Here is a 24,035-nt window from a genome sequence, read left to right on the forward strand (position 1 = left end):
CATTAGTTGACATAACATACTGAATTAACATGGGAATTTAAAAACACACTTTAAACAATCATTTCCCGAAAGACATTTTGAAAATAGATCAATTGCAACATTACGGTCAGATAAAGACACTCCTGTGATATTAAACCTGTGCCGTTATGAACGGCCATAAATACGACGTGTGTAACTTATTTTACTCTCTGTCTTACAAAGGATTACCCATGAAGAAAGCAACACTTGTGATTGGCGTTATTGGCGCGGACTGCCATGCAGTAGGCAATAAAGTTCTGGACCGCGTTTTTAGCAACCACGACTTCAGAGTCATTAATCTGGGCGTAATGGTCAGCCAGGACGAATATATTGATGCGGCCATTGAAACTGGCGCTGACGCGATTGTCGTCTCCTCTATCTATGGGCATGGCGATATCGACTGTCTGGGCATGCGCGAACGCTGCATCGAGCGTGGACTGGGGGACATCCTGCTCTATGTGGGCGGTAACCTGGTGGTCGGAAAACATGACTTCGCTGACGTGGAAACCAAATTCAAAGAGATGGGATTTGATCGCGTCTTTGCCCCAAGTCATGACTTAGAAGATGTTTGTCAGCTGATGGCCCACGATATCAACCAACGTCATGACGTTGATACTCGTATTCTTGAAGAGGCTATCTGATGCAAATCGTCTCTGTCGATATTGGATCGACGTGGACCAAAGCAGCCCTCTTCACCCGGGAGGGGGACGCGTTAACGTTGGTTAACCACGTACTGACCCCAACCACCACCCATCATCTGGCGAAGGGGTTTTTCTCCAGCCTGAACCAGGTGTTAAACGTAGATAATGCCCTCCCCCTGTTAAACAGCGGTGAGGTTGCATTGAAGTATTCCTCCTCTGCCAAAGGTGGGCTGGCGGTTGCCGCAATGGGATTGGTGCCTTCTATCACCCTGGAAACCGCGAAAGTAACCGCTCACTCTGCGGGTGCTAAAATTGCGCAATATTACGCCTACAAGCTGAACCGCCGTGATATCCAGGCACTGGAAGAAACGCAGCCCGATATTCTCTTGTTCACCGGCGGCACCGACGGCGGAGAAGAAAGCTACGGACTGAATAACGCCCGTGTGCTGGCAGAATCCAAACTCGACTGCGCCATTATTTATGCCGGAAACCGGGATATTCAGGACGAGGTGCAGGAGATCCTCGGGCATAAAGACCTGACCATCGTCGACAATGTTCTGCCCGATCTTGACCATCCGAACCCTTTAGCCGCACGCCAGGCTATTTGCGACATATTCCTTAAACGCATCGTTAAAGGGAAAGGGCTGGATGTCATTGTTGATAAAACAGGCGAAGAACCAATGCCGACACCATGGACGGTCTTTGAACTGGTCAAGGCAATCAGTAACGTCGATCACAGCTGGAAAGAGTTCATGCTGATCGACATGGGCGGCGCAACCACCGATGTTTATTCCGCCTGTGCCAACACGCTCTCGCCCGACACCGTTTTACACGGCGTACCGGAACCCTTCGTAAAACGGACGGTGGAAGGCGATCTGGGAATGCGCGTCTCGGCAGTGGTGGTTGGTGAAAGTGCGAAAGAGTTAGTCAATGTGAATTTTGCTCAGCAACCCGCACAGCTGGACGCTTTTTATCATTACCTCCGTCATCTAGTCGCTCATCCCGACTACTTACCCGCAAATGCAGAAGAGAAATATTTCGATACCGTCCTGGCCGGACTGTGTGTGGGTTATGCCACCGAAAGACATGCGGGCACCAAAAAAGAGGTCTGCACCTGCGTCGGCAATGTCGATTTACAGATGGGACGTGACCTGACAACCGTGCGTAAAGTCGTCGGATCCGGCGGATGGCTCTCGCGTGCCAGTCAGTTCGATATGCATCACTGGTTGAAATACCGCGAGTTAAACGACGACGGTAAACGCATTCTCTTACCGACCGAATTTGAATATTACCGCGATTCCCGGGGGCTATTACCACTGCTGGCAAACGTCGCCAGAGTCGATCCGCTGGCCGCCGCGCGCACCAGTATTCAATGCTTAACCCTATAACAATTAAGGCTGCAATCAATGGAACTTCGAAATAAGAAATTAACCCATGACGAATTCATGACCGAGCGGCAACAGGTACTGAAAACCTGGGAAACCGGCAAGGATGTTGAAATCTTTGAAGATGGCGTTAAATACCAACAAACCATCCCTGAGCATAAACGCTTCTCTCTTGCGCTGCTGAAAGCAGACAAGGAAGGTAAAACCCTTAGCCAACCGCGCGCAGGTGTGGCGCTGATGGACGAACACATCGAACTGCTGAAAACACTACAAGAAGAGTGCGATCTGCTGCCAAGCACCATCGATGCATATACCCGTCTGAATCGGTACGAAGAAGCGGCTGTAGGGATTAAAAAATCCATCGAAGCCGGAACCTCTAAACTGAACGGTTTACCGGTAGTTAACCATGGTGTCGCAGCTTGCCGTCGCCTCACCGAAACCCTGCAAAAACCGCTACAGATCCGCCACGGCACGCCAGATGCGCGTCTGCTGGCTGAAATCTCAATGGCCAGCGGCTTTACCAGTTATGAAGGCGGTGGCATTTCCTACAACATTCCGTATGCCAAACGCGTAACGCTGGAAAAATCGATCCGCGACTGGCAGTACTGCGACCGTTTAATGGGGATGTATGAAGAACACGGGATCCGCATCAACCGCGAACCGTTTGGCCCACTAACGGGTACGCTGATCCCGCCGTTTATCTCGCACTCTATCGCGATAATCGAAGGCTTGCTGGCACTGGAACAGGGTGTGAAATCTATCACCGTTGGTTATGGCCAGGTCGGCAGCCTGACGCAGGATGTTGCGGCGATCCAGTCTCTGCGTGAACTTGCACACGAATACTTTCAGAGCTATGGCTATACCGACTATGAATTGAGTACCGTGTTTCACCAGTGGATGGGCGGCTTTCCGGAAGACGAATCGAAAGCGTTCGCTATTATCTCCTGGGGCGCAGCCGTCGCGGGGATGTCTGGTGCCACCAAAGTCATCACCAAAAGTCCGCACGAAGCCTGGGGTATCCCGACTGCCGCTGCCAACATTCAGGGGCTGAAAGCCTCCCGCCAGATGCTCAACATGGTCAATGAGCAGAAATTCCCGCCGTGCCCTGCGGTTGAACTGGAAATTGAACTGATTAAGAGCGAGGTTCGCGCGGTACTGAATAAAGTGTTCGAACTGGGTAATGGTGATATTGCGCGCGGTACGGTGCTGGCATTTGAAGCGGGCGTACTGGATGTGCCGTTTGCGCCAGCCGCCTGCAACGCGGGCAATATTCTTCCGGTCCGTGACAACACCGGCGCGATACGCGTACTGGAAGCCGGAGCCGTTCCATTGCCAAAAGATATTCTCGACCTCCACCACGATTACGTCGCGGAACGCGCACGCTTTGAAGGACGCCAACCGACATTCCAGATGGTTGTAGATGACATCAATGCTGTATCCCACAGTAAATTAATAGAAAGACCATAATGAAAATAAAACAGGCTCTGTTCACCGCTGGCTACTCCTCATTCTATTTCGATGACCAGCAGGCGATAAAAAACGGAGCGGGTCATGACGGCTTTTTTTATACCGGGGAGCCGGTAACACAGGGGTTTAACGCCGTTCGTCAGGCCGGGGAGTGCGTATCGGTACAGTTGATTCTGGAAAACGGCGCGGTCGCTGTAGGTGACTGTGCTGCCGTACAGTATTCCGGGGCAGGTGGTCGCGATCCACTGTTCCTCGCAGAGCACTTTATTCCGTTCCTCAACGACCATATCAAGCCATTACTGGTAGGCCGCGATGTGGATGCTTTCCTGCCGAATGCCCGTTTCTTCGACAAACTGCGTATTGACGGCAACTTGCTGCATACCGCCGTGCGCTACGGATTATCACAGGCGCTGCTTGATGCTACTGCGCTGGCAACCGGCCGTCTGAAAACTGAAGTGGTCTGTGATGAATGGCAGTTGCCACACGTGGCGGAATCCATTCCATTATTTGGCCAGAGCGGCGACGATCGATATATCGCCGTCGATAAGATGATCCTTAAGGGCATCGACGTGCTGCCCCATGCGCTGATTAATAACGTCGAAGAGAAGCTGGGCTTTAAAGGTGAAAAACTGCGCGAATATGTCCGCTGGCTGTCGGATCGCATTCTGAGCAAGCGCACCAGCGCACGCTACCACCCTACCCTGCACATCGATGTATACGGCACTATCGGTCTGATCTTCGATATGGATCCGCTTCGCTGTGCGCAATACATCGCCAGCCTGGAAAAAGAAGCGCAAGGCCTGCCGCTCTACATTGAAGGGCCGGTCGATGCCGGTAACAAGCCCGACCAAATTCGCCTGCTGACCGCGATTACCAAAGAGCTGACGCGCCTCGGTTCCGGCGTGAAAATTGTGGCCGATGAATGGTGTAACACCTACCAGGATATTGTTGATTTCACTGATGCCGCCAGTTGTCACATGGTGCAAATCAAAACCCCGGATCTTGGAAGTATTCACAACATCGTCGATGCGGTTCTTTACTGCAACAGCCACAGCATGGAAGCGTACCAGGGCGGCACCTGCAATGAAACTGATGTTAGTGCCCGCACCTGTGTCCACGTCGCCCTTGCCGCTCGCCCTATGCGTATGCTGGTAAAACCAGGGATGGGTTTTGACGAAGGCCTCGATATCGTCTTCAACGAAATGAATCGTACTATCGCGCTGTTGCAGGCTAAGGATTAACAAATGGCTCGTTCTTTTAAAGTCTTATCGCCAACGGCAATCCTCGGGTATGGATTCCCGGAAGAGAGCTTCCGTAAAGCGATGGCAGAATCGCCCGATCTGATCGCCGTTGATGCAGGCTCTTCCGATCCAGGCCCCCACTACCTCGGGGCAGGCAAACCGTTTACCGATCGCGCAGGGGTCAAGCGCGATCTGCGCTATATGATCACCGCAGGCGTGCAAAATAATATACCGGTGGTGATCGGAACGGCTGGCGGTTCTGGTGCCGCACCACACCTGGAGTGGTGCCGAGAAATAATTCATGAGATTGCCCAGGAAGAGCACCTCTCGTTCTCGATGGCGTTGATCCCGGCAGACGTTGACAAAGCCATCGTCCACCAGGCGCTGGATAACGGCAAAATCACGGCGCTGGATTTTGTCCCGCCGTTAACCCACGACGCGATTGACGAAAGTACGTATATCGTCGCGCAAATGGGCATCGAACCCTTCCAGCGGGCGCTGAAAGAAGGCGCGCAAGTGGTGCTGGGTGGGCGCGCTTACGACCCGGCCTGCTTTGCTGCGCTACCGATCATGCAAGGCTTTGATGAAGGTCTGGCGCTGCATTGTGGGAAAATCCTTGAGTGCGCAGCAATCGCCGCAACGCCCGGCTCAGGCTCTGACTGTGCGATGGGCATCATTGATGACAACGGCTTTACGCTGAAGACATTTAATCCGAAGCGTAAATTTACCGAAACGTCAGCAGCTGCACACACACTGTATGAGAAATCCGATCCCTACTTCCTGCCAGGACCTGGCGGCGTGTTGAACCTGAAAGGCTGCACATTTAAAGCAGTCAATGACGGCGAAGTGTACGTCAGCGGTTCTAAGCATGAAGAAACGCCGTATGCCCTGAAACTGGAAGGTGCGCGACGGGTGGGCTTCCGCTGTCTGACCATCGCCGGAACGCGCGACCCGATCATGATCGCCGGGATCGATAAAATCATCGATGAAGTCAAAACCAGCGTTTCGCGTAACCTGTCGTTAGACGATGACAGCATTCGCATCATTTTCCACCTGTACGGTAAAAACGGGGTGATGGGCGACCATGAACCGATGCAAACTGCCGGGCATGAGCTGGGGATTGTCCTTGATGTAGTTGCACCGACCCAGGAAATTGCCAATAGCGTTTGCTCGCTGGTGCGCTCTACCATGCTGCACTACGGCTATGAAAACCGCATCGCTACCGCAGGCAACCTGGCGTTCCCGTTCTCCCCTTCTGATATCCAGGGCGGGCCGGTATACGAATTTTCCATATATCACCTGATTGAAGCCAACGACGCTCTGCGTTTTGATTTCCATATTGAACAGGTGACGCCAGAAGGAGTTCAGGCATGAAACAGTCAATTGTCTCACTGGCGCAAGTCATTCGTTCGAAAAATGCCGGACCTTACGAACTGGTTTTAGATATTTTATTTAAAACGAAAGAAAACTATGAGCGAGTTAAATCATCAGGGCAATTAACCCCAGAACTGATTGCGCGCTTATATCATGTTGAACCTGACTTTATTCATCGTATTGTCTGGTTTGATCCTTCTAACGCAGTAAAAATCGTCATGCCACGAGATATTATCTCCGGGAATGTAGGTGACAATGATGTCTATGGTGCACAGCAACATGCACCTTTATTAAATATGAGTTTCGATTTGTAAAAATCCGAATACTTTTAGCCAACTGACATCCCGTCACTTATTGCAGTTCAACACTTCAGCTATTTGTAAGGTTGTAATAGCAGGTAGATGCCTGAATCTCTATTCAGGCATCTACTTCTCCTGATTCTGATTTATCGCCGTGCACCTGATGGAGGAAAAAATGAAGAAAATAAGTTTAACCACGATGATTCTTTTGGCGCTGGTACTTGGAATGATTATCGGCGTAGTGCTCAATAACACTGCTTCACCGGAAACCGCAAAACTCTATGCGCAAGAAATATCGATATTCACGACGATTTTCTTACGACTGATAAAAATGATTATCGCTCCGTTAGTGGTCTCTACCCTGGTGGTAGGTATTGCTAAAATGGGCGATGCCAAAGCCCTTGGTCGTATTTTTTCTAAAACACTCTTTTTATTTATTTGCGCCTCATTGCTGTCAATTGCCTTAGGCTTGATAACGGTAAATTTCTTCATGCCAGGTACAGGAATTAATTTTGTTGCACACGGTGCCGAAACCACCGGAGTGGTCGCGGCAGAACCCTTTACGCTAAAAGTATTTATTTCGCATGCTTTCCCCACCAGCATTGTCGATGCCATGGCGCACAATGAAATTTTGCAAATCGTGGTGTTCTCAATTTTCCTCGGCTGTAGCCTGACGGCGATTGGCGAGAAAGGCAGCGCCATCGTTCACGCCTTAGATTCGCTGGCACATGCCATGTTAAAGCTCACTGGCTACGTCATGCTCTTCGCTCCCCTGACCGTATTCGCTGCTATTTCAGCATTGATTGCTGAACGAGGACTGGCAGTTATGGTGAGCGCCGGGATCTTTATGGGTGAATTTTATTTCACCATGTTATTACTTTGGGTGCTGCTTATCGGTCTGGCCATCGTTTATGTCGGCCCCTGCATCAGACGCCTGACCCGCGCCCTTTCGGAACCCGCCCTGCTGGCATTTACCACATCCAGTTCTGAAGCGGCTTTTCCGGGAACGCTTGAAAAACTGGAGCAATTTGGCGTTTCCCCCAAAATTGCCAGCTTTGTCTTACCCATTGGCTACTCATTTAATCTCGTTGGATCAATGGCCTACTGCTCCTTCGCCACAGTTTTCATCGCCCAGGCCTGCAATATCCATTTATCCATCGGTGAACAAATCACCATGCTGTTGATCCTGATGTTGACCTCGAAAGGAATGGCTGGCGTACCACGCGCCTCAATGGTGGTTATCGCCGCCACGCTCAACCAGTTCAATATTCCGGAAGCGGGGCTGATCTTGCTGATGGGCGTTGATCCGTTCCTTGATATGGGGCGTTCCGCGACAAACGTCATGAGCAACGCAATGGGCGCTGCGATGGTGAGTCGGTGGGAAGGCGAACATTTCGGCGAGGGCTGTCGGGGTAAAGCATTAAAACCCAATGAATCGAACGTTGCTCTGCCCTGAGGGGGATCTTAAGCAATCAGAAGCCAATGACTACGCATTTTTATAAGCCGGATCATGAAGTTAGACGGCAATTAAGTAACACTAACGTTTAAGGTGAAAAGTGAAATATGTCCAAACCATTTATCTGGCAAGAACCGTTTCTACAAAATAAAGACGGTACAGAATATACATTAATTAGCGATCAGCATATTACAGTAACGGAATTAGACGGCGAAGAAGTGATAAAAATCGCTCCTGAAGCATTAACGCTGCTTGCCCGGCAGGCATTTTATGAAGCCTCTTTTTTCTTACGTTCCGCTCATTTGCAACAGGTCGCCAGCATTCTTAACGATCAGCAGGCCAGTAGTAATGATAAATACGTTGCGTTGCAGTTATTACGTAATGCTGAAGTCTCAGCAAAAGGGGTATTACCCAACTGTCAGGATACCGGCACCGCAACTATTGTTGCCAGTAAAGGGCAACAGATATGGACGGGAGGTAACGACGCTGAAGCCTTAAGCAAAGGCATTTACAGTACTTTCCAGGAAAATAATCTGCGCTTTTCACAAAATGCGCCGCTGGATATGTATACCGAAGTCAATACGCAAACCAATCTCCCGGCGCAGATTGATATCAGCGCTGTCGCTGGTGATGAGTACCATTTTCTCTGTGTTAATAAAGGGGGCGGCTCCGCCAATAAAGCCGCGCTTTATCAGGAAACCAAATCCTTATTGCAACCAGAAAAACTGACCGCATTTTTAATCGAAAAAATGAAATCGCTGGGCACCGCTGCCTGCCCGCCTTACCACATCGCCTTTGTCGTCGGAGGGCTTTCAGCCGATCAAACCTTAAAAGTTGCCAAGCTGGCCTCAACGAAATATTACGACAATTTGCCCACCAGCGGAAACGAGCAGGGACAAGCATTCCGTGATATTGAGCTGGAAAAAGCGTTGCTCGAGGCCAGTCAGCAATTTGGTATTGGTGCACAATTTGGGGGGAAATATTTCGCTCATGATATTCGCGTCATTCGTCTGCCGCGTCACGGTGGCTCTTGCCCGATAGCTATGGCGCTCTCCTGTTCTGCCGATCGCAATATCAAAGCAAAAATTAACAAACACGGTATCTGGCTGGAAAAACTCGAACACAATCCGGGGCAATATATTCCAGCCTCATTGCGGGAAGAAAATCACGCGCAACATGTACAACTGGATCTAAACCGTCCGTTGCGTGACGTGATGCTGGATCTCGCCAGATTACCGGTAGGTACCCGCGTGTCGTTAAGTGGTCCCATCGTAGTGGCGCGCGATATCGCCCACGCCAAAATAAAAGCGCGGCTGGATAGCGGCGAATCGATGCCGGAGTACCTGAAGCATCATATTGTCTATTACGCTGGCCCGGCGAAAACACCGGAGAACATGGCCTGCGGTTCACTGGGTCCAACCACGGGCGGTCGAATGGACGGTTATGTCGATACCTTCCAGGCGGCCGGCGGCAGTCTGGTGATGTTATCGAAAGGTAACCGCAGCCAGCAGGTCACCGATGCCTGTCACAAACATGGCGGCTTCAATCTGGGAAGTATTGGCGGTGCAGCTGCGTTACTGGCGCAAGAATATGTCAAAAGTTTGCGTTGCCTGGAATACCCGGAGCTGGGTATGGAAGCGGTGTGGATGATGGAAGTGGAAAATCTGCCCGCATTCATCCTGGTAGATGATAAAGGCAATAATTTCTTTAGTCAGTTTGAGCAGCAACATCGCTGCGCCAGTTGCCCTGCGGGACATTAAGGAAAATGAATGGAAGCGCGAATTTCAACTGAACGGCATGTGCAGCGCCAACAGAAATTGAAGGAACAGGTCGATACGCGCGTCGCAGCGGCGATAGAGAAAAAAGGGATCTTGATTGTTTTCACCGGCAACGGCAAAGGGAAATCCACTGCCGCGTTTGGTACTGTGACGCGCGCGGTGGGTCATGGCAAAACGGTGGGGGTTGCGCAGTACATCAAGGGGCAATGGGACAACGGCGAATACAACCTTCTCCAGCCGCTGGGGGTTGAGTTTCATATTATGGGAACCGGTTTTACCTGGGAGACACAGAACCGGCAAGCGGATATCGACGCGGCGAAAGAGGTCTGGTCGGAAAGCAAACGGATGCTGGCTGACAAGCGTTACGACTTAGTGGTGCTTGATGAGCTGACCTATATGCTGGCTTACCATTATCTGGATACCGAAGAAGTGATCGCTTCTCTGCAAAACCGCCCGGCACAACAAAGCGTCATTGTCACCGGACGCGGTTGCCACAGTCAGATATTAAAAATGGCGGATACGGTAAGCGAAATCCGCCCCGTCAAACATGCTTTTGATAACGGCATTCAGGCCCAGCCGGGTATCGACTGGTAATAACTGCGCCTGGCATCCCGCCAGGCGCAGGTTTTACATCTCCTGCGGTACGACCGATTTCGCCAGCAACCATTCACGAAATTGCTGCAAGTGCGGTGAGTCAGACTTCTCTTCCTGCCACGTCATAATAAAACGATTACCGGTACGAATAGGCACATCACAGGGAATCACCATATCGCCACTATCCAAATCATGTTGAATAGCGAAACGTGGTAACAGCGCCACGCCGAGATTAGAGCGCACGGCGGCAATCAGCATTGAAAGCAAATCGAAACGTGGTCCGTTATTGACCAGCGGACTGCTAACGCCAGATAAAGCAAACCACTCTTCCCAGCCAGTAATACGGGTGCTTTGATGCAGAAGCGGTAACTCAGTAAGCAGTTCTGCCACTGACAGCTTTTGATCGGACATTGCAAGCAAACTGCCGCTGCATACCGGCAAAATCTCCTCATCAAAGAGATATTCTACTTCCGCCCAGGGCGCGCAAAAATTTTCGCGCATAATGACAGCATCGTACTCCCGATTAAGAAAATCGCCGTTATTAGCTAAAGAATGAATATTAACAATAATATCGGGATGTAACTTTGTGAATTCATGTAAATTTGGGATTAACCAGTGGGTACTAAAAGTAGGATTAACGGCAAGTTCAATAACCTGAACCGTAGGCTGCCAGGTCATAATGGTATTGGTATCGCGTTCCAGCTTATTTAATGTTTCTTTTACTATCCCCAGATAATACTTCCCTGCATCATTAAGAAAAATACGTTTTTTAGAGTGTGAAAATAACGGAGTACGTAAAAATTCCTCCAGCGCACTTACTTGTCTGAATACTGCACTTTGGGTTAACGCTAACTCCTCTGCCGCTCTGGTATAACTTTCATGACGTGCGACGACCTCAAAAGTCACCAGCAGTTCCGTTTTAGGTATTTTCCCTCGCATAATGCCGTCCCTTAAAAATAGTTTAAACAATCAAAAATACATTACTTATTACGAAGTAATGGTAACCAAAGCAGCAATAAATAATTTATAAGAATCATGATTGACATTTATAAACCAGTAAGCCTGGCGTGACAAATATCTTAATCAGATAATAATAATCCGAAAAGCACAGCGCCTTTCGAATTATCCGGAATCACATTAAGTGAAAATTATTAAATTGATATCATTTATCATATCTGTGGATATTATGATAAACAATCAACAAAGATTTTATTTTTGATTTATAGCATATCCCTCTAAGAATTTTTGCGATGCTGCAATATCCGGGGTAAAGACCCGATCCTGGCTGACAAATGGCACGACTTGACGAAAAGCGGTGAACATCGCTTTTGTTGATTTACTTAACGCTACGGTCAAACGCTGGGAAGCCAGTGCATCAGGTAACGATTCGAAATTCGCCGTCGTTCTTATTCGTGGCTTGCGGTCGGTTGCGGCAATCCACAGTGGCTGTGGTCATGCAGTCAAGCCTGCAGTCAGATTTCGACCGTGGTTAACCGTTTAAGGCATAAAAAAGGCCATCATACGATGGCCAACCATGTCGAAACCGACAGCCCTTCGCCATTCCTGTAGAGGGAAGCGGCGAGGGCTATTTCTTATTACAGATATTTATTTCAGAACAGTTTTCAGTGCTTCACCGATATCCGCCAGGCTGCGAACGGTTTTCACGCCTGCGGCTTCCAGAGCAGCGAATTTCTCATCCGCAGTCCCTTTCCCACCGGCAATGATGGCACCCGCGTGGCCCATACGTTTGCCTTTCGGCGCAGTCACACCAGCGATGTAACCCACAACTGGCTTGGTAACGTGCTCTTTGATGTACGCAGCTGCTTCTTCTTCAGCGCTACCGCCGATCTCACCGATCATCACGATCGCTTCGGTCTGCGGATCTTTTTCGAACATTTCGAGAATGTCGATAAAGTTAGAGCCAGGGATCGGGTCACCGCCGATACCGACACAGGTCGACTGACCGAAACCGTAATCCGTGGTCTGTTTAACCGCTTCATAGGTCAGTGTACCGGAACGGGAAACGATACCCACTTTACCCGGTTTGTGAATGTGACCAGGCTGGATACCGATTTTGCATTCACCCGGAGTGATAACGCCTGGGCAGTTCGGGCCGATCATACGAACGCCTGCTTCATCCAGCTTCACTTTCACGGTCAGCATATCCAGCGTCGGGATGCCTTCAGTGATGGTGATAATCAGTTTGATGCCTGCGTCGATGGCTTCCAGAATGGAGTCTTTGCAGAACGGTGCTGGTACGTAGATAACAGAAGCGGTAGCGCCAGTAGCAGCAACAGCTTCACGCACGGTGTTGAACACCGGCAGGCCGAGGTGGGTAGTACCGCCTTTACCTGGAGTTACGCCACCAACCATTTTGGTGCCGTATGCAATGGCCTGTTCAGAGTGGAAAGTCCCCTGGCTACCGGTAAAGCCCTGGCAGATAACCTTGGTGTTTTTATCAATTAAAATGGACATTATTTCCCCTCCACTGCGGCAACAACCTGCTGAGCTGCATCCGTCAGACCTTTTGCTGCAATAATATTCAGGCCGCTGTCAGCCAGTTTCTTCGCGCCGAGTTCGGCGTTGTTACCTTCCAGACGTACCACGACCGGTACGTTAACACCCACTTCCGCTACCGCGCCGATGATACCGTCAGCGATCAGATCGCAACGAACGATACCGCCGAAGATGTTAACCAGAACGGCTTTCACTTTGTCGTCAGAGAGGATGATTTTGAACGCTTCGGTTACACGTTCTTTGGTTGCGCCGCCGCCAACGTCCAGGAAGTTAGCCGGTTCTCCGCCGTGCAGTTTAACGATGTCCATCGTACCCATCGCCAGACCTGCGCCGTTAACCATACAACCGATGTTACCGTCCAGCGCAACGTAGTTCAGTTCCCACTGTGCAGCCTGTGCTTCACGCGGATCTTCCTGCGACTGGTCGCGCATTTCGCGCAGATCAGGCTGGCGGAACAGTGCGTTGCCATCAGCGCCCAGTTTGCCGTCGAGGCAGACCAGATCGCCCTGTTTGGTAATAACCAGCGGGTTGATTTCGATCAGCGCCAGGTCGCGCTCCAGGAAAATGGTCGCCAGGCCCATGAAGATTTTGGTGAACTGCTGAACCAGTTTACCTTCCAGACCCAGTTTGAACGCCAGCTCGCGTCCTTGATACGGCATCGGGCCAGTCAGCGGATCAAGCGCAACTTTATGGATCAGGTGCGGAGTTTCTTCCGCCACTTTTTCGATTTCCACGCCGCCTTCGGTGGAGGCCATAAAGACCACGCGACGTGAACTACGGTCAACAACGGCACCGAGATACAGCTCTTTAGCGATATCGGTCGCCGCTTCAACCAGAATCTGGTTAACCGGTTGGCCATTGGCATCTGTTTGATACGTTACCAGACGCTTGCCCAGCCAGTTTTCTGCAAAAGCACGGATGTCTTCTTTACTGTTTACAACTTTCACACCGCCCGCTTTACCGCGGCCACCAGCGTGAACCTGACATTTCACTACCCACGGACCGGCACCGATTTTTGAAGCGGCTTCTTCTGCTTCGCGCGGAGTAGTACAGGCATAACCCACCGGTGCTGGTAAGCCATAGCGGGCAAAAAGTTGTTTTGCCTGATATTCATGTAAGTTCATGTGTTCTGTCCATCCTTCAGTAATCGTTATCTTTTAAACCGTAGACCGAATATTTCGTATCGCTCCCGGGTATTGTCGGTCACCCGTAGGCCTGATAAGACGCGCAAGCGTCGCATCTGGCATCGCTTGTCGGATGCGGCGCGAGCGCCTTATCCGACCTACATCGGTGCTTCCCGTAGGCCTGATAAGACGCGTTCAGCGTCGCATCAGGCTTCAATTGCCGGAGAAGGCGATAATGTCTTATCCGGTCTACAGTGCAGGTGAAACTTAAACTACTACACGTCCAGCAGCAGACGCGTCGGATCTTCCAGCAACTCTTTGATCGTTACCAGGAAGCCCACGGATTCGCGACCATCGATCAGACGGTGATCGTAGGACAGCGCCAGGTACATCATCGGCAGGATCTCAACCTGACCATTCACCGCCATCGGACGATCTTTGATAGCGTGCATACCCAGAATTGCGCTCTGCGGCGGGTTGATGATCGGCGTAGACATCAGGGAACCGAACACACCACCGTTGGTGATGGTGAAGTTACCACCGGTCAGATCTTCAACCGTCAGCTTGCCATCACGGCCTTTGACTGCCAGCTCTTTGATTTTCTTCTCGATGTCTGCCATGCCGAGGGTATCGACATCACGCAGAACCGGCGTCACCAGGCCGCGCGGCGTAGAAACCGCCATGCTGACGTCGAAATAGTTGTGGTAAACCACGTCATCGCCGTCGATAGAAGCATTCACTTCCGGGTAACGTTTCAGGGCTTCAACCACCGCTTTCACGTAGAAGGACATAAAGCCCAGACGGATGCCGTGGCGTTTTTCAAACGCTTCACCGTACTGCTTACGCAGATCCATAATCGGCTTCATGTTGACTTCGTTGAACGTGGTCAGCATGGCGGTGGAGTTTTTCGCTTCCAGCAGACGCTCTGCCACACGCTTACGCAGGCGAGTCATCGGGACACGTTTTTCACTACGTGCAGCCAGAGCCGGTTGCGCTGCCGAAGCAGTCGCTGCCGGAGCAGACTCTTTCGCCGGGGCTTTCGCCAGATGTTTTTCCACATCTTCACGAGTCAGACGACCACCCACACCGGTGCCTTTAATGGCGCTGGCGTCGAGGTTGTGTTCAGCCAGCAGGCGACGGATCGCCGGGCTTAACGCATCGTTGTTTTGCTCTTCCAGAGACGCCTGCTGGCGTTGCGCCGGAGTGGACGCTTTCTCTTCAGATTTGGCGCTGGTTTCTTTACCGGCGCTGTTGCCTTCACGCAGGCGACCAAGGATCTGACGAGACGTTACCGTTGTACCTTCATCTTCCAGAACCGCATCCAGAATGCCGTCTGCTGATGCCGGTACTTCCAGTACCACTTTGTCAGTTTCGATTTCTACCAGCACTTCATCACGTACGACTGCGTCGCCGGGTTTTTTATGCCAGGTTGCGACGGTGGCATCGGCTACGGATTCAGGCAGGTCAGGGACCAGAATATCTACGCTACTCATTGTGTATCCTTTATTTATTCGACGTTCAGCGCGTCATTAACCAGATCTTGTTGCTGTTTCTGGTGAACGGACATATACCCTACCGCCGGAGAGGCGGAGGCCGGGCGGCCTGCATAACGCAGAGAAGCCCCAAACGGAATCACTTCACGGAAATGATGCTGGCTGCAGTACCATGCGCCCTGGTTGAGCGGCTCTTCCTGGCACCAGACAAAATCCTTGACGTGAGCAAACTGCTGCAACACTTCCTGCATCGCTTTATGCGGGAACGGGTAGAGTTGCTCGATACGCACAATGGCGACATCGTGTTGATTGTTCTTACGACGTTGTTCCAGCAGGTCGTAATAAACCTTACCAGAACACATCACTACGCGCTTCACGCCCTTCGGATCAAGCTCGTCGATTTCACCGATGGCTGGCAGGAAGGTGCCGTTCGCCAGTTCTTCGAGGCTGGAAACCGCCAGCGGATGACGCAGCAGGGATTTCGGCGACATCACGACCAGCGGACGACGCATCCCGCGCAGCGCCTGACGACGCAGCATGTGGTAAACCTGTGCCGGGGTAGACGGTACGCACACCTGCATGTTTTGCTCAGCACAAAGTTGCAGATAACGTTCCAGACGCGCGGAGGAGTGCTCCGGCCCCTGCCCTTCGTAACCGTGCGGCAGCAACATCACCAGACCACACATCCGGCCCCATTTCTGTTCGCCAGAGGAGATGAACTGGTCGATAACCACCTGCGCACCGTTGGCGAAGTCACCGAACTGCGCTTCCCAGATGGTCAGAGTGCGTGGTTCTGCGGTGGCATAACCGTATTCAAACGCCAGCACGGCTTCTTCAGACAGTACGGAGTCCCAGACGCGGAACGCGCCCTGCCCGTTATGGATGTGTTGCAGCGGCGTGTAAGTGGAACCGTTAGACTGGTTGTGGATCACCGCGTGGCGGTGGAAGAAGGTACCGCGACCGGAGTCTTCACCCGACAGGCGAACCGGAATGCCTTCGTCAACCAGCGTGGCGTAAGCGAGGTTTTCCGCGCCGCCCCAGTCGAACAGTTTCTCACCGGCAGCCATCGCCTGGCGATCGCCATAAATTTTGGCAACGCGAGACTGCATTTCAACCGCTTCCGGCACCGTGCTGATGCGTTTCGCCAGCTCCTGCAGGCGCTTCATCTCAACTTTATTCGGGTACTCTTCGTCCCATTCGTGGTTGAGGTACGGCGACCAGGTGAAAGAGTGCATGTTCATCGGACGCCACTCTGCCACTACGCAATCGCCAGCATCCAGCGCATCGCGGTACAGGTTAACCATCTCGGTGGCATCTTCCAGCGTCGCCACTTTTTCCTGCTCCAGCTTGTCAGCATAGATTTTGCGCGGCGTCGGATGTTTTTTGATTTTCTGATACATCAGCGGCTGGGTTGCGCTCGGCTCGTCGGCTTCGTTGTGGCCGTGACGGCGGTAGCACACCAGGTCGATGAAGACATCACGTTTAAAGGTGTTACGGAAATCGAGCGCCAGACGGGTCACAAAGGCAACGGCTTCCGGATCATCCGCGTTAACGTGGAAAATCGGTGCCTGAACCATCTTACCGATATCAGTACAGTACGGTGTAGAACGGGCATCCAGCGGATTAGAGGTGGTGAAACCAACCTGGTTGTTGATAACGATACGTACCGTACCGCCAACTTCATAACCACGCGCTTTCGACATGTTCAGGGTTTCCTGAACCACGCCCTGCCCGGTCACTGCGGCGTCACCGTGGATGGTGATTGGCAGCACTTTGTTGCTGCTCGGCTCATCAAGTCTGTCCAGACGGGCACGAACAGAGCCGATAACTACCGGGCTTACAATCTCAAGGTGAGACGGGTTAAACGCCAGCGCCAGGTGCACCAGGCCGCCATCGGTCTGGAAGTCAGACGAGAAGCCCATGTGGTATTTCACGTCACCCGTGCCGAGGTGTTCTTTATGTTTACCGGCAAACTCGTCGAACAAGTCTTGCGGTTTTTTACCCAGCACGTTCACCAGCACGTTCAGACGACCACGGTGCGCCATCCCGAGAACCACTTCCCGGGTGCCGCTGTTGCCGGCATGGCGGATCATCTCTTTAAGCATCGGGATTAACGCGTCACCGCCTTCCAGCGAGAAGCGTTTCGCGCCAGGGAATTTTGCGCCGAGGTAACGTTCAAGACCTTCAGCGGCGGTCAGTTCGCTTAAGAAGCGTTTTTTCTCTTCGCTATTGAAAGTCGCGCGACCAGACTCGATACGCTGTTGGATCCAGCGTTTTTCTTCGGTGCTGGTAATGTGCATATACTCGGCACCAATCGGGCCGCAGTAGGTTTGCTTGAGGGCTTCCAGCAGTTCGCCGAGTTTCATGGTTTCTTTGCCGCTGGCAAATGAACCGACGTTGAAGGTCTCCTGGAAGTCTGCTTCGGTCAGATCGTGGAAAGACGGATCCAGATCGGCCACTTTATCTTGCTGCCACAGTCCCAGCGGATCGAGATTCGCATGCTGGTGACCACGGAAGCGGTATGCGTTAATGAGCTGCAGGACTTTAACCTGCTTCACATTGGTGTCAGGGTCGGAGATCGTTGAAGAGTAACGTGAAGCGTCTTTCGCCAGGCGGCGGAAATATTCACGCGTTTGAGAGTGGAATTGATCCGGTTTGACTCCCGTACCAGGTAACTGCTGGAACGTCGAACGCCAGTTAGCGTCAACCGAGTCAGGATCGGTTAAGAAGTCTTCATAGAGCTGTTCTATCCAGCTCTGGTTTGCGCCAGAGAGGTAAGAAGAGTCCAACCAGGCTTTCAAAGCGCTGTTCTGCATCGTGATCCCTTAAGCATCTTTTTTATGCTTACTTCGCCGTGGATACTACCACGCACAGTGATGTGCGTGCCGGGGTTCACTTGCGAGCTCTTGTCTACGTAGTGGCTCGCGAAGGAACCTTTAAAAACTGTCTTAGTGTCAGGGGCAGTTTTTAAAGATTTCCTGCATTTCTTTGTTACGCCTGATGCGCTGCGCTTATCAGGCCTACGGGTAATGACTTGTAGGCCGGATAAGGCGTTCACGCCGCATCCGGCACTGGTTGCCTGATGCGACGCTTGCGCGTCTTATCAGGCCTACGGTTTACGCATTACGTTGCAACAACATCGACTTGATATGACCGATGGCGCGCGTCGGGTTCAGCCCCTTCGGACATACACTGACGCAGTTCATGATGCTGTGACAGCGGAATACACTGAATGCATCGCTCAAACCGTCGAGGCGGCTGTCAGTCTCGGTATCACGGCTATCGATCAGGAAACGATATGCCGCTAACAAGCCTGCCGGGCCGATAAACTTATCGGGATTCCACCAGAAAGACGGACAAGAGGTTGAACAACATGCGCAGAGAATACATTCATACAGCCCGTCGAGTTTTTCGCGCTGCTCTGGCATCTGTAAATGCTCGCGAGCTGGCGGATTTTGTTCATTATTCAACAGGTAAGGCTTAATTTTCTCATATTGCGCATAGAATTGTCCCATGTCTACCACCAAATCGCGGATCACCGGTAAACCTGGCAGAGGGCGAATCACAATCTTCTTGCCCGGCTGGTTGAGTGCCGAAATCGGGGTAATACAGGCCAGACCATTCTTGCCGTTCATGTTCAGACCGTCGGAACCGCACACACCTTCACGACAGGAGCGACGGAACGACAGGCTGGGATCTTTCTCTTTCAGCTGGATAAGCGCATCCAGCAGCATCATGTCGCGACCTTCATCCGCTTCCAGGGTGTAATCCTGCATACGCGGAGCATCATCAACATCCGGGTTATAACGATAAATTGAAAACTCGAGTCTCATTTTCCTGTCTCCGCATTAGTAAGTACGAATCTTCGGCGGGAATGCCGGGCGCAGTTTCGGTTCCATGTTGACGCTTCGGCGCGTCATGGATTCCGACTCTGGCAGATACAGGGAGTGGCACAGCCAGTTTTCATCATCGCGATCCGGGAAGTCGAAGCGGCTATGTGCGCCACGGCTTTCGGTACGGAAGTTGGCAGAAACAGCCGTTGCATACGCCGTTTCCATCAGGTTATCCAGTTCCAGGCACTCAACGCGCTGGGTGTTGAACTCGCTGGAAGTGTCATCCAGACGGGCATTTTTCAGACGCTCGCGGATAACTTTCAACTGCTCAAGCCCTTTCGCCATCGCATCACCTTCACGGAAGACCGAGAAGTTATGCTGCATACATTCTTGCAGCGCTTTACGAATCGCCACCGGATCTTCACCGTTACGATTATTGTTCCAGCGGTTCAGACGATCCAGAGATGCTTCAACATCAGACTCGCTGGCATCGCGCAATGCGCCCTGCTCGGCGATAGACTCTTGCAGATGCAGACCCGCTGCGCGACCAAAGACCACCAGGTCCAGCAGCGAGTTGCCGCCCAGACGGTTAGCACCGTGTACCGATACGCAGGCGATTTCACCTACCGCGAACAGCCCCGGAACAACCACATCTTCGCCTTTCTCATTCACAGTCAGCGCCTGACCGGTAACTTTGGTCGGAATACCGCCCATCATGTAGTGACAGGTTGGGATAACCGGAATCGGCTCTTTCACCGGATCAACGTGAGCGAAGGTACGGGAAAGCTCCAGGATACCCGGCAGACGGGATTCGAGAACTTCTTTACCCAGGTGATCGAGTTTCAGTTTCGCGTGTGGCCCCCACGGACCATCACAGCCGCGACCTTCACGGATTTCAATCATGATTGAACGCGCCACCACATCACGGCCCGCCAGGTCTTTGGCGTTCGGCGCATAACGCTCCATAAAGCGTTCGCCATGTTTGTTCAGCAGATAACCGCCTTCACCACGGCAACCTTCGGTGACCAGTACGCCCGCACCGGCAATGCCGGTCGGGTGGAATTGCCACATTTCCATATCCTGCACCGGTACGCCTGCGCGGATAGCCATGCCGACGCCGTCGCCGGTGTTAATGTGGGCGTTAGTGGTAGACTGATAAATACGCCCTGCTCCGCCAGTCGCCAGCACGGTAGCGCGGGCTTTAAAATAAACCACTTCACCGGTTTCGATGCACAGTGCGGTACAACCCACCACCGCGCCATCCTGGTTTTTCACCAGATCCAGCGCATACCACTCGGAGAAAATGGTGGTGTGGTTTTTCAGGTTCTGCTGATAAAGCGTGTGCAACAGTGCGTGACCGGTACGGTCAGCCGCTGCCGCAGTGCGTGCCGCCTGCTCGCCGCCGAAGTTTTTCGACTGACCGCCAAACGGACGTTGATAGATACGACCATCATCGAGACGCGAGAACGGCAGGCCCATGTGTTCGAGTTCCAGAATCGCTTCCGGCCCGGTTTTACACATATATTCAATCGCGTCCTGGTCACCGATATAGTCCGACCCTTTCACGGTGTCGTACATATGCCATTCCCAGTTATCTTCATGGGTATTACCCAGCGCAACGGTAATGCCGCCTTGCGCAGAAACGGTATGGGAACGGGTCGGGAAGACTTTAGAGAGCAGCGCACAGGTCTGGCCGCTCTGGGAAATTTGCAGCGCCGCGCGCATACCTGCGCCGCCGGCACCAATCACAACTGCATCAAATTCTCTGACTGGCAATTTCATCACACACCCCACACCACAACGAATCCATAAATCACGTAAACCACCAGTGCAACGACAATCACCAGTTGCAGCATCAGGCGCAAAGCCAGCGGTTTAACGTAGTCGGTCAACACCTGCCACATGCCGATCCAGGCATGGATCAAGATAGAAAACAGCGCCAGCAGGGTGAACACTTTGGTGAACGCAGAGGCGAAGAAACCGATCCAGACTTCATATGTCAGCTCGCCACTGGTGGCGAAAAAACCGACCATATAAATGATGTAGAGCGTCAGGACGATAGCGGTAGCGCGAACGAGGATGAAATCATGTACGCCATTGCGTCCTAATGCGGAGGCGTTGCTTACCATACGAGGACTCCTGCGAGAAGTGAAAGCACGACAGTAATAACAAAGGAGATTTTGGCGGAGCGTTTACCCGCTTCGAATGTTTCTTCCAGATAGCCAAAATCCATCATCATGTGGCGAATACCTACGACGACGTGATACGCCAGAGCGGTAAGGATGCCCCACATGATAAATTTGACGAAGAAGCTGCCCATAATCGCGGAAGCTTGCTCGAAACCTTCAGGGGAAGAGAGGCTGGTACCCAGAAGCCACAGCAGGATACCCACTGCAACAAAGGTGATCACACCGGAAACGCGATGGAGAATGGACGCTATCGCCGTGATGGGGAACCGGATGGTCTGTAGGTCCAGATTAACAGGTCTTTGTTTTTTCACATTTCTTATCATGAATAACGCCCACATGCTGTTCTTATTATTCCCTGGGGACTACGGGCACAGAGGTTAACTTTCTGTTACCTGGAGACGTCGGGATTTCCTTCCTCCGGTCTGCTTGCGGGTCAGACAGCGTCCTTTCTATAACTGCGCGTCATGCAAAACACTGCTTCCAGATGCGAAAACGACACGTTACAACGCTGGGTGGCTCGGGATTGCAGGGTGTTCCGGAGACCTGGCGGCAGTATAGGCTGTTCACAAAATCATTACAATTAACCTACATATAGTTTGTCGGGTTTTATCCTGAACAGTGATCCAGGTCACGATAACAACATTTATTTAATTTTTAATCATCTAATTTGACAATCATTCAACAAAGTTGTTACAAACATTACCAGGAAAAGCATATAATGCGTAAAAGTTATGAAGTCGGTATTTCACCTAAGATTAACTTATGTAACAGTGTGGAAGTATTGACCAATTCATTCGGGACAGTTATTAGTGGTAGACAAGTTTAATAATTCGGATTGCTAAGTACTTGATTCGCCATTTATTCGTCATCAATGGATCCTTTACCTGCAAGCGCCCAGAGCTCTGTACCCAGGTTTTCCCCTCTTTCACAGAGCGGCGAGCCAAATAACAAACGGGTAAAGCCAGGTTGATGTGCGAAGGCAAATTTAAGTTCCGGCAGTCTTACGCAATAAGGCGCTAAGGAGACCTTAAATGGCTGATACAAAAGCAAAACTCACCCTCAACGGGGACACAGCTGTTGAACTGGATGTGCTGAAAGGCACGCTGGGTCAAGATGTTATTGATATCCGTACTCTCGGTTCAAAAGGTGTGTTCACCTTTGACCCTGGCTTCACTTCAACCGCATCCTGCGAATCTAAAATTACTTTTATTGATGGTGATGAAGGTATTTTGCTGCACCGCGGTTTCCCGATCGATCAGCTGGCGACCGATTCTAACTACCTGGAAGTTTGTTACATCCTGCTGAATGGTGAAAAACCGACTCAGGAACAGTATGACGAATTTAAAACTACGGTGACCCGTCATACCATGATCCACGAGCAGATTACCCGTCTGTTCCACGCTTTCCGTCGCGACTCACATCCAATGGCAGTCATGTGTGGTATTACCGGCGCGCTGGCGGCGTTCTATCACGACTCGCTGGATGTTAACAATCCTCGTCATCGTGAAATTGCCGCGTTCCGCCTGCTGTCGAAAATGCCGACCATGGCAGCGATGTGTTACAAGTATTCCATTGGTCAGCCATTTGTTTATCCGCGCAACGATCTCTCCTATGCCGGTAACTTCCTGAATATGATGTTCTCCACGCCGTGCGAACCGTATGAAGTTAATCCGATTCTGGAACGTGCTATGGACCGTATTCTGATCCTGCACGCTGACCATGAACAGAACGCCTCTACCTCCACCGTGCGTACCGCTGGCTCTTCGGGTGCGAACCCGTTTGCCTGTATCGCAGCAGGTATTGCTTCACTGTGGGGACCTGCGCACGGTGGTGCTAACGAAGCGGCGCTGAAAATGCTGGAAGAAATTAGCTCCGTTAAACACATTCCGGAATTTGTTCGTCGTGCGAAAGATAAAAATGATTCTTTCCGCCTGATGGGCTTCGGTCACCGCGTGTACAAAAATTACGACCCGCGCGCCACCGTAATGCGTGAAACCTGCCATGAAGTTCTGAAAGAGCTGGGCACCAAAGATGACCTGCTGGAAGTGGCTATGGAGCTGGAAAACATCGCGCTGAACGACCCGTACTTTATCGAGAAGAAACTGTACCCGAACGTCGATTTCTACTCTGGTATCATCCTGAAAGCGATGGGTATTCCGTCTTCCATGTTCACCGTCATCTTCGCTATGGCCCGTACCGTTGGCTGGATCGCTCACTGGAGCGAAATGCACAGTGACGGCATGAAGATCGCCCGTCCGCGCCAGTTGTACACCGGCTATGAAAAACGAGACTTTAAATCAGATGTTAAACATTAATTATCTGATTTGAACCATATATCGTTTAGCCCGCCTGAATATCTGGCGGGCTTTTTTTTGTTCGTTAGTTATGTCTATCGACAAAAAAACGTAATCGGACACAAATACATAATTACACGTTACAAGAATACATATCCGATAACTAAATAAAATCCTAATTTTTCATTCACCACCACCGTTATCCCGCCAATCGATGTAGAATACATTGGGTAGCACCCACAATTAAATAAACTCGTAATAGGATTAATTCACTTTATTTATGATTCGAGAGCTTTGAGAAACTCTCAAACATAATGTAGCAACATTAATAT

20 protein-coding genes are annotated in these 24,035 nt (G+C 51.3%); 11 read left to right on the forward strand and 9 right to left on the reverse strand.

The features are described from left to right. Positions 1-209: 209 nt before the first annotated feature. From glmS to cobO, 9 genes are all read left to right on the forward strand, one after another. Positions 210-659, forward strand: coding sequence for a methylaspartate mutase subunit S (glmS, locus tag OQV04_RS14225; RefSeq protein ID WP_000710390.1), 450 nt, complete (start codon positions 210-212; stop codon positions 657-659). Continuing rightward, positions 659-2,047: a methylaspartate mutase accessory protein GlmL gene (glmL, locus tag OQV04_RS14230; protein WP_001167713.1), complete on the forward strand. Its 1,389-nt coding sequence runs from the start codon at positions 659-661 to the stop codon at positions 2,045-2,047. Before glmS ends, glmL begins: the two co-directional genes overlap by 1 nt. A gap of 18 nt (positions 2,048-2,065) precedes the next feature. Then, a complete protein-coding gene (locus OQV04_RS14235) occupies positions 2,066-3,511 on the forward strand; it encodes a methylaspartate mutase subunit E (protein WP_032280532.1) in 1,446 nt (481 codons plus the stop codon). Then, complete coding sequence (locus OQV04_RS14240) at positions 3,511-4,752, forward strand: methylaspartate ammonia-lyase (protein ID WP_000695019.1); 1,242 nt, start codon at positions 3,511-3,513, stop codon at positions 4,750-4,752. Before OQV04_RS14235 ends, OQV04_RS14240 begins: the two co-directional genes overlap by 1 nt. 3 nt (positions 4,753-4,755) lie before the next feature. Further along, positions 4,756-6,126 carry an acyclic terpene utilization AtuA family protein gene (locus OQV04_RS14245; RefSeq protein ID WP_032280530.1) on the forward strand — a complete coding sequence of 457 codons (1,371 nt, stop codon included), beginning with the start codon at positions 4,756-4,758 and terminating at the stop codon, positions 6,124-6,126. Next, on the forward strand, positions 6,123-6,440 hold the full coding sequence (locus OQV04_RS14250; RefSeq protein ID WP_000813947.1) for a DUF4387 domain-containing protein: 318 nt from the start codon (positions 6,123-6,125) through the stop codon (positions 6,438-6,440). The genes OQV04_RS14245 and OQV04_RS14250 overlap by 4 nt, the downstream gene beginning before the upstream one ends. A gap of 160 nt (positions 6,441-6,600) precedes the next feature. Continuing rightward, positions 6,601-7,881 carry a dicarboxylate/amino acid:cation symporter gene (locus OQV04_RS14255; RefSeq protein WP_000724200.1) on the forward strand — a complete coding sequence of 427 codons (1,281 nt, stop codon included), beginning with the start codon at positions 6,601-6,603 and terminating at the stop codon, positions 7,879-7,881. A 107-nt stretch (positions 7,882-7,988) separates the two neighbouring features. After that, complete coding sequence (locus OQV04_RS14260) at positions 7,989-9,641, forward strand: class I fumarate hydratase (RefSeq protein WP_088375823.1); 1,653 nt, start codon at positions 7,989-7,991, stop codon at positions 9,639-9,641. A gap of 9 nt (positions 9,642-9,650) precedes the next feature. Beyond that, a complete protein-coding gene (cobO, locus tag OQV04_RS14265) occupies positions 9,651-10,253 on the forward strand; it encodes a cob(I)yrinic acid a,c-diamide adenosyltransferase (RefSeq protein ID WP_000388207.1) in 603 nt (200 codons plus the stop codon). A 33-nt stretch (positions 10,254-10,286) separates the two neighbouring features. On the opposite strand, the gene OQV04_RS14270 is transcribed toward cobO, so the two are convergent. The 9 genes from OQV04_RS14270 to sdhC form a co-directional block, all read right to left on the reverse strand. Further along, a complete protein-coding gene (locus tag OQV04_RS14270) occupies positions 10,287-11,192 on the reverse strand; it encodes a LysR substrate-binding domain-containing protein (RefSeq protein WP_001214263.1) in 906 nt (301 codons plus the stop codon). A 666-nt stretch (positions 11,193-11,858) separates the two neighbouring features. Then, positions 11,859-12,728, reverse strand: coding sequence for a succinate--CoA ligase subunit alpha (gene sucD / locus OQV04_RS14275; RefSeq protein WP_000025458.1), 870 nt, complete (start codon positions 12,726-12,728; stop codon positions 11,859-11,861). Continuing rightward, complete coding sequence (sucC, locus tag OQV04_RS14280; RefSeq protein ID WP_001048608.1) at positions 12,728-13,894, reverse strand: ADP-forming succinate--CoA ligase subunit beta; 1,167 nt, start codon at positions 13,892-13,894, stop codon at positions 12,728-12,730. Before sucC ends, sucD begins: the two co-directional genes overlap by 1 nt. Before the next feature lie 275 nt (positions 13,895-14,169). Further along, positions 14,170-15,387 (reverse strand): 2-oxoglutarate dehydrogenase complex dihydrolipoyllysine-residue succinyltransferase, encoded by a 1,218-nt coding sequence (gene odhB, locus OQV04_RS14285; protein ID WP_032280525.1) that lies wholly within the window; start codon positions 15,385-15,387, stop codon positions 14,170-14,172. A 14-nt stretch (positions 15,388-15,401) separates the two neighbouring features. Beyond that, positions 15,402-18,203, reverse strand: coding sequence for a 2-oxoglutarate dehydrogenase E1 component (sucA, locus tag OQV04_RS14290; protein ID WP_001181473.1), 2,802 nt, complete (start codon positions 18,201-18,203; stop codon positions 15,402-15,404). Between the two features lie 300 nt (positions 18,204-18,503). After that, positions 18,504-19,220 (reverse strand): succinate dehydrogenase iron-sulfur subunit SdhB, encoded by a 717-nt coding sequence (gene sdhB / locus OQV04_RS14295; RefSeq protein ID WP_001235253.1) that lies wholly within the window; start codon positions 19,218-19,220, stop codon positions 18,504-18,506. A gap of 15 nt (positions 19,221-19,235) precedes the next feature. Beyond that, positions 19,236-21,002: a succinate dehydrogenase flavoprotein subunit gene (gene sdhA / locus OQV04_RS14300; RefSeq protein WP_000775540.1), complete on the reverse strand. Its 1,767-nt coding sequence runs from the start codon at positions 21,000-21,002 to the stop codon at positions 19,236-19,238. Beyond that, on the reverse strand, positions 21,002-21,349 hold the full coding sequence (gene sdhD, locus OQV04_RS14305; protein ID WP_000254365.1) for a succinate dehydrogenase membrane anchor subunit: 348 nt from the start codon (positions 21,347-21,349) through the stop codon (positions 21,002-21,004). The genes sdhA and sdhD overlap by 1 nt, the downstream gene beginning before the upstream one ends. After that, positions 21,343-21,747 carry a succinate dehydrogenase cytochrome b556 subunit gene (sdhC, locus tag OQV04_RS14310; RefSeq protein WP_000263347.1) on the reverse strand — a complete coding sequence of 135 codons (405 nt, stop codon included), beginning with the start codon at positions 21,745-21,747 and terminating at the stop codon, positions 21,343-21,345. The genes sdhD and sdhC overlap by 7 nt, the downstream gene beginning before the upstream one ends. Positions 21,748-22,127: 380 nt before the next feature. On the opposite strand from sdhC, the gene OQV04_RS14315 reads away from it, so the two are divergent. Both OQV04_RS14315 and gltA read left to right on the forward strand, forming a co-directional pair. Further along, positions 22,128-22,235: a hypothetical protein gene (locus tag OQV04_RS14315; RefSeq protein WP_001305582.1), complete on the forward strand. Its 108-nt coding sequence runs from the start codon at positions 22,128-22,130 to the stop codon at positions 22,233-22,235. A 205-nt stretch (positions 22,236-22,440) separates the two neighbouring features. Further along, positions 22,441-23,724, forward strand: coding sequence for a citrate synthase (gltA, locus tag OQV04_RS14320; protein ID WP_000785835.1), 1,284 nt, complete (start codon positions 22,441-22,443; stop codon positions 23,722-23,724). Positions 23,725-24,035 lie beyond the last annotated feature (311 nt).

The sequence above is a fragment of the Escherichia sp. Lx600-2 genome (genome assembly GCF_036662595.1).
Lineage (GTDB): Bacteria > Pseudomonadota > Gammaproteobacteria > Enterobacterales > Enterobacteriaceae > Escherichia > Escherichia coli.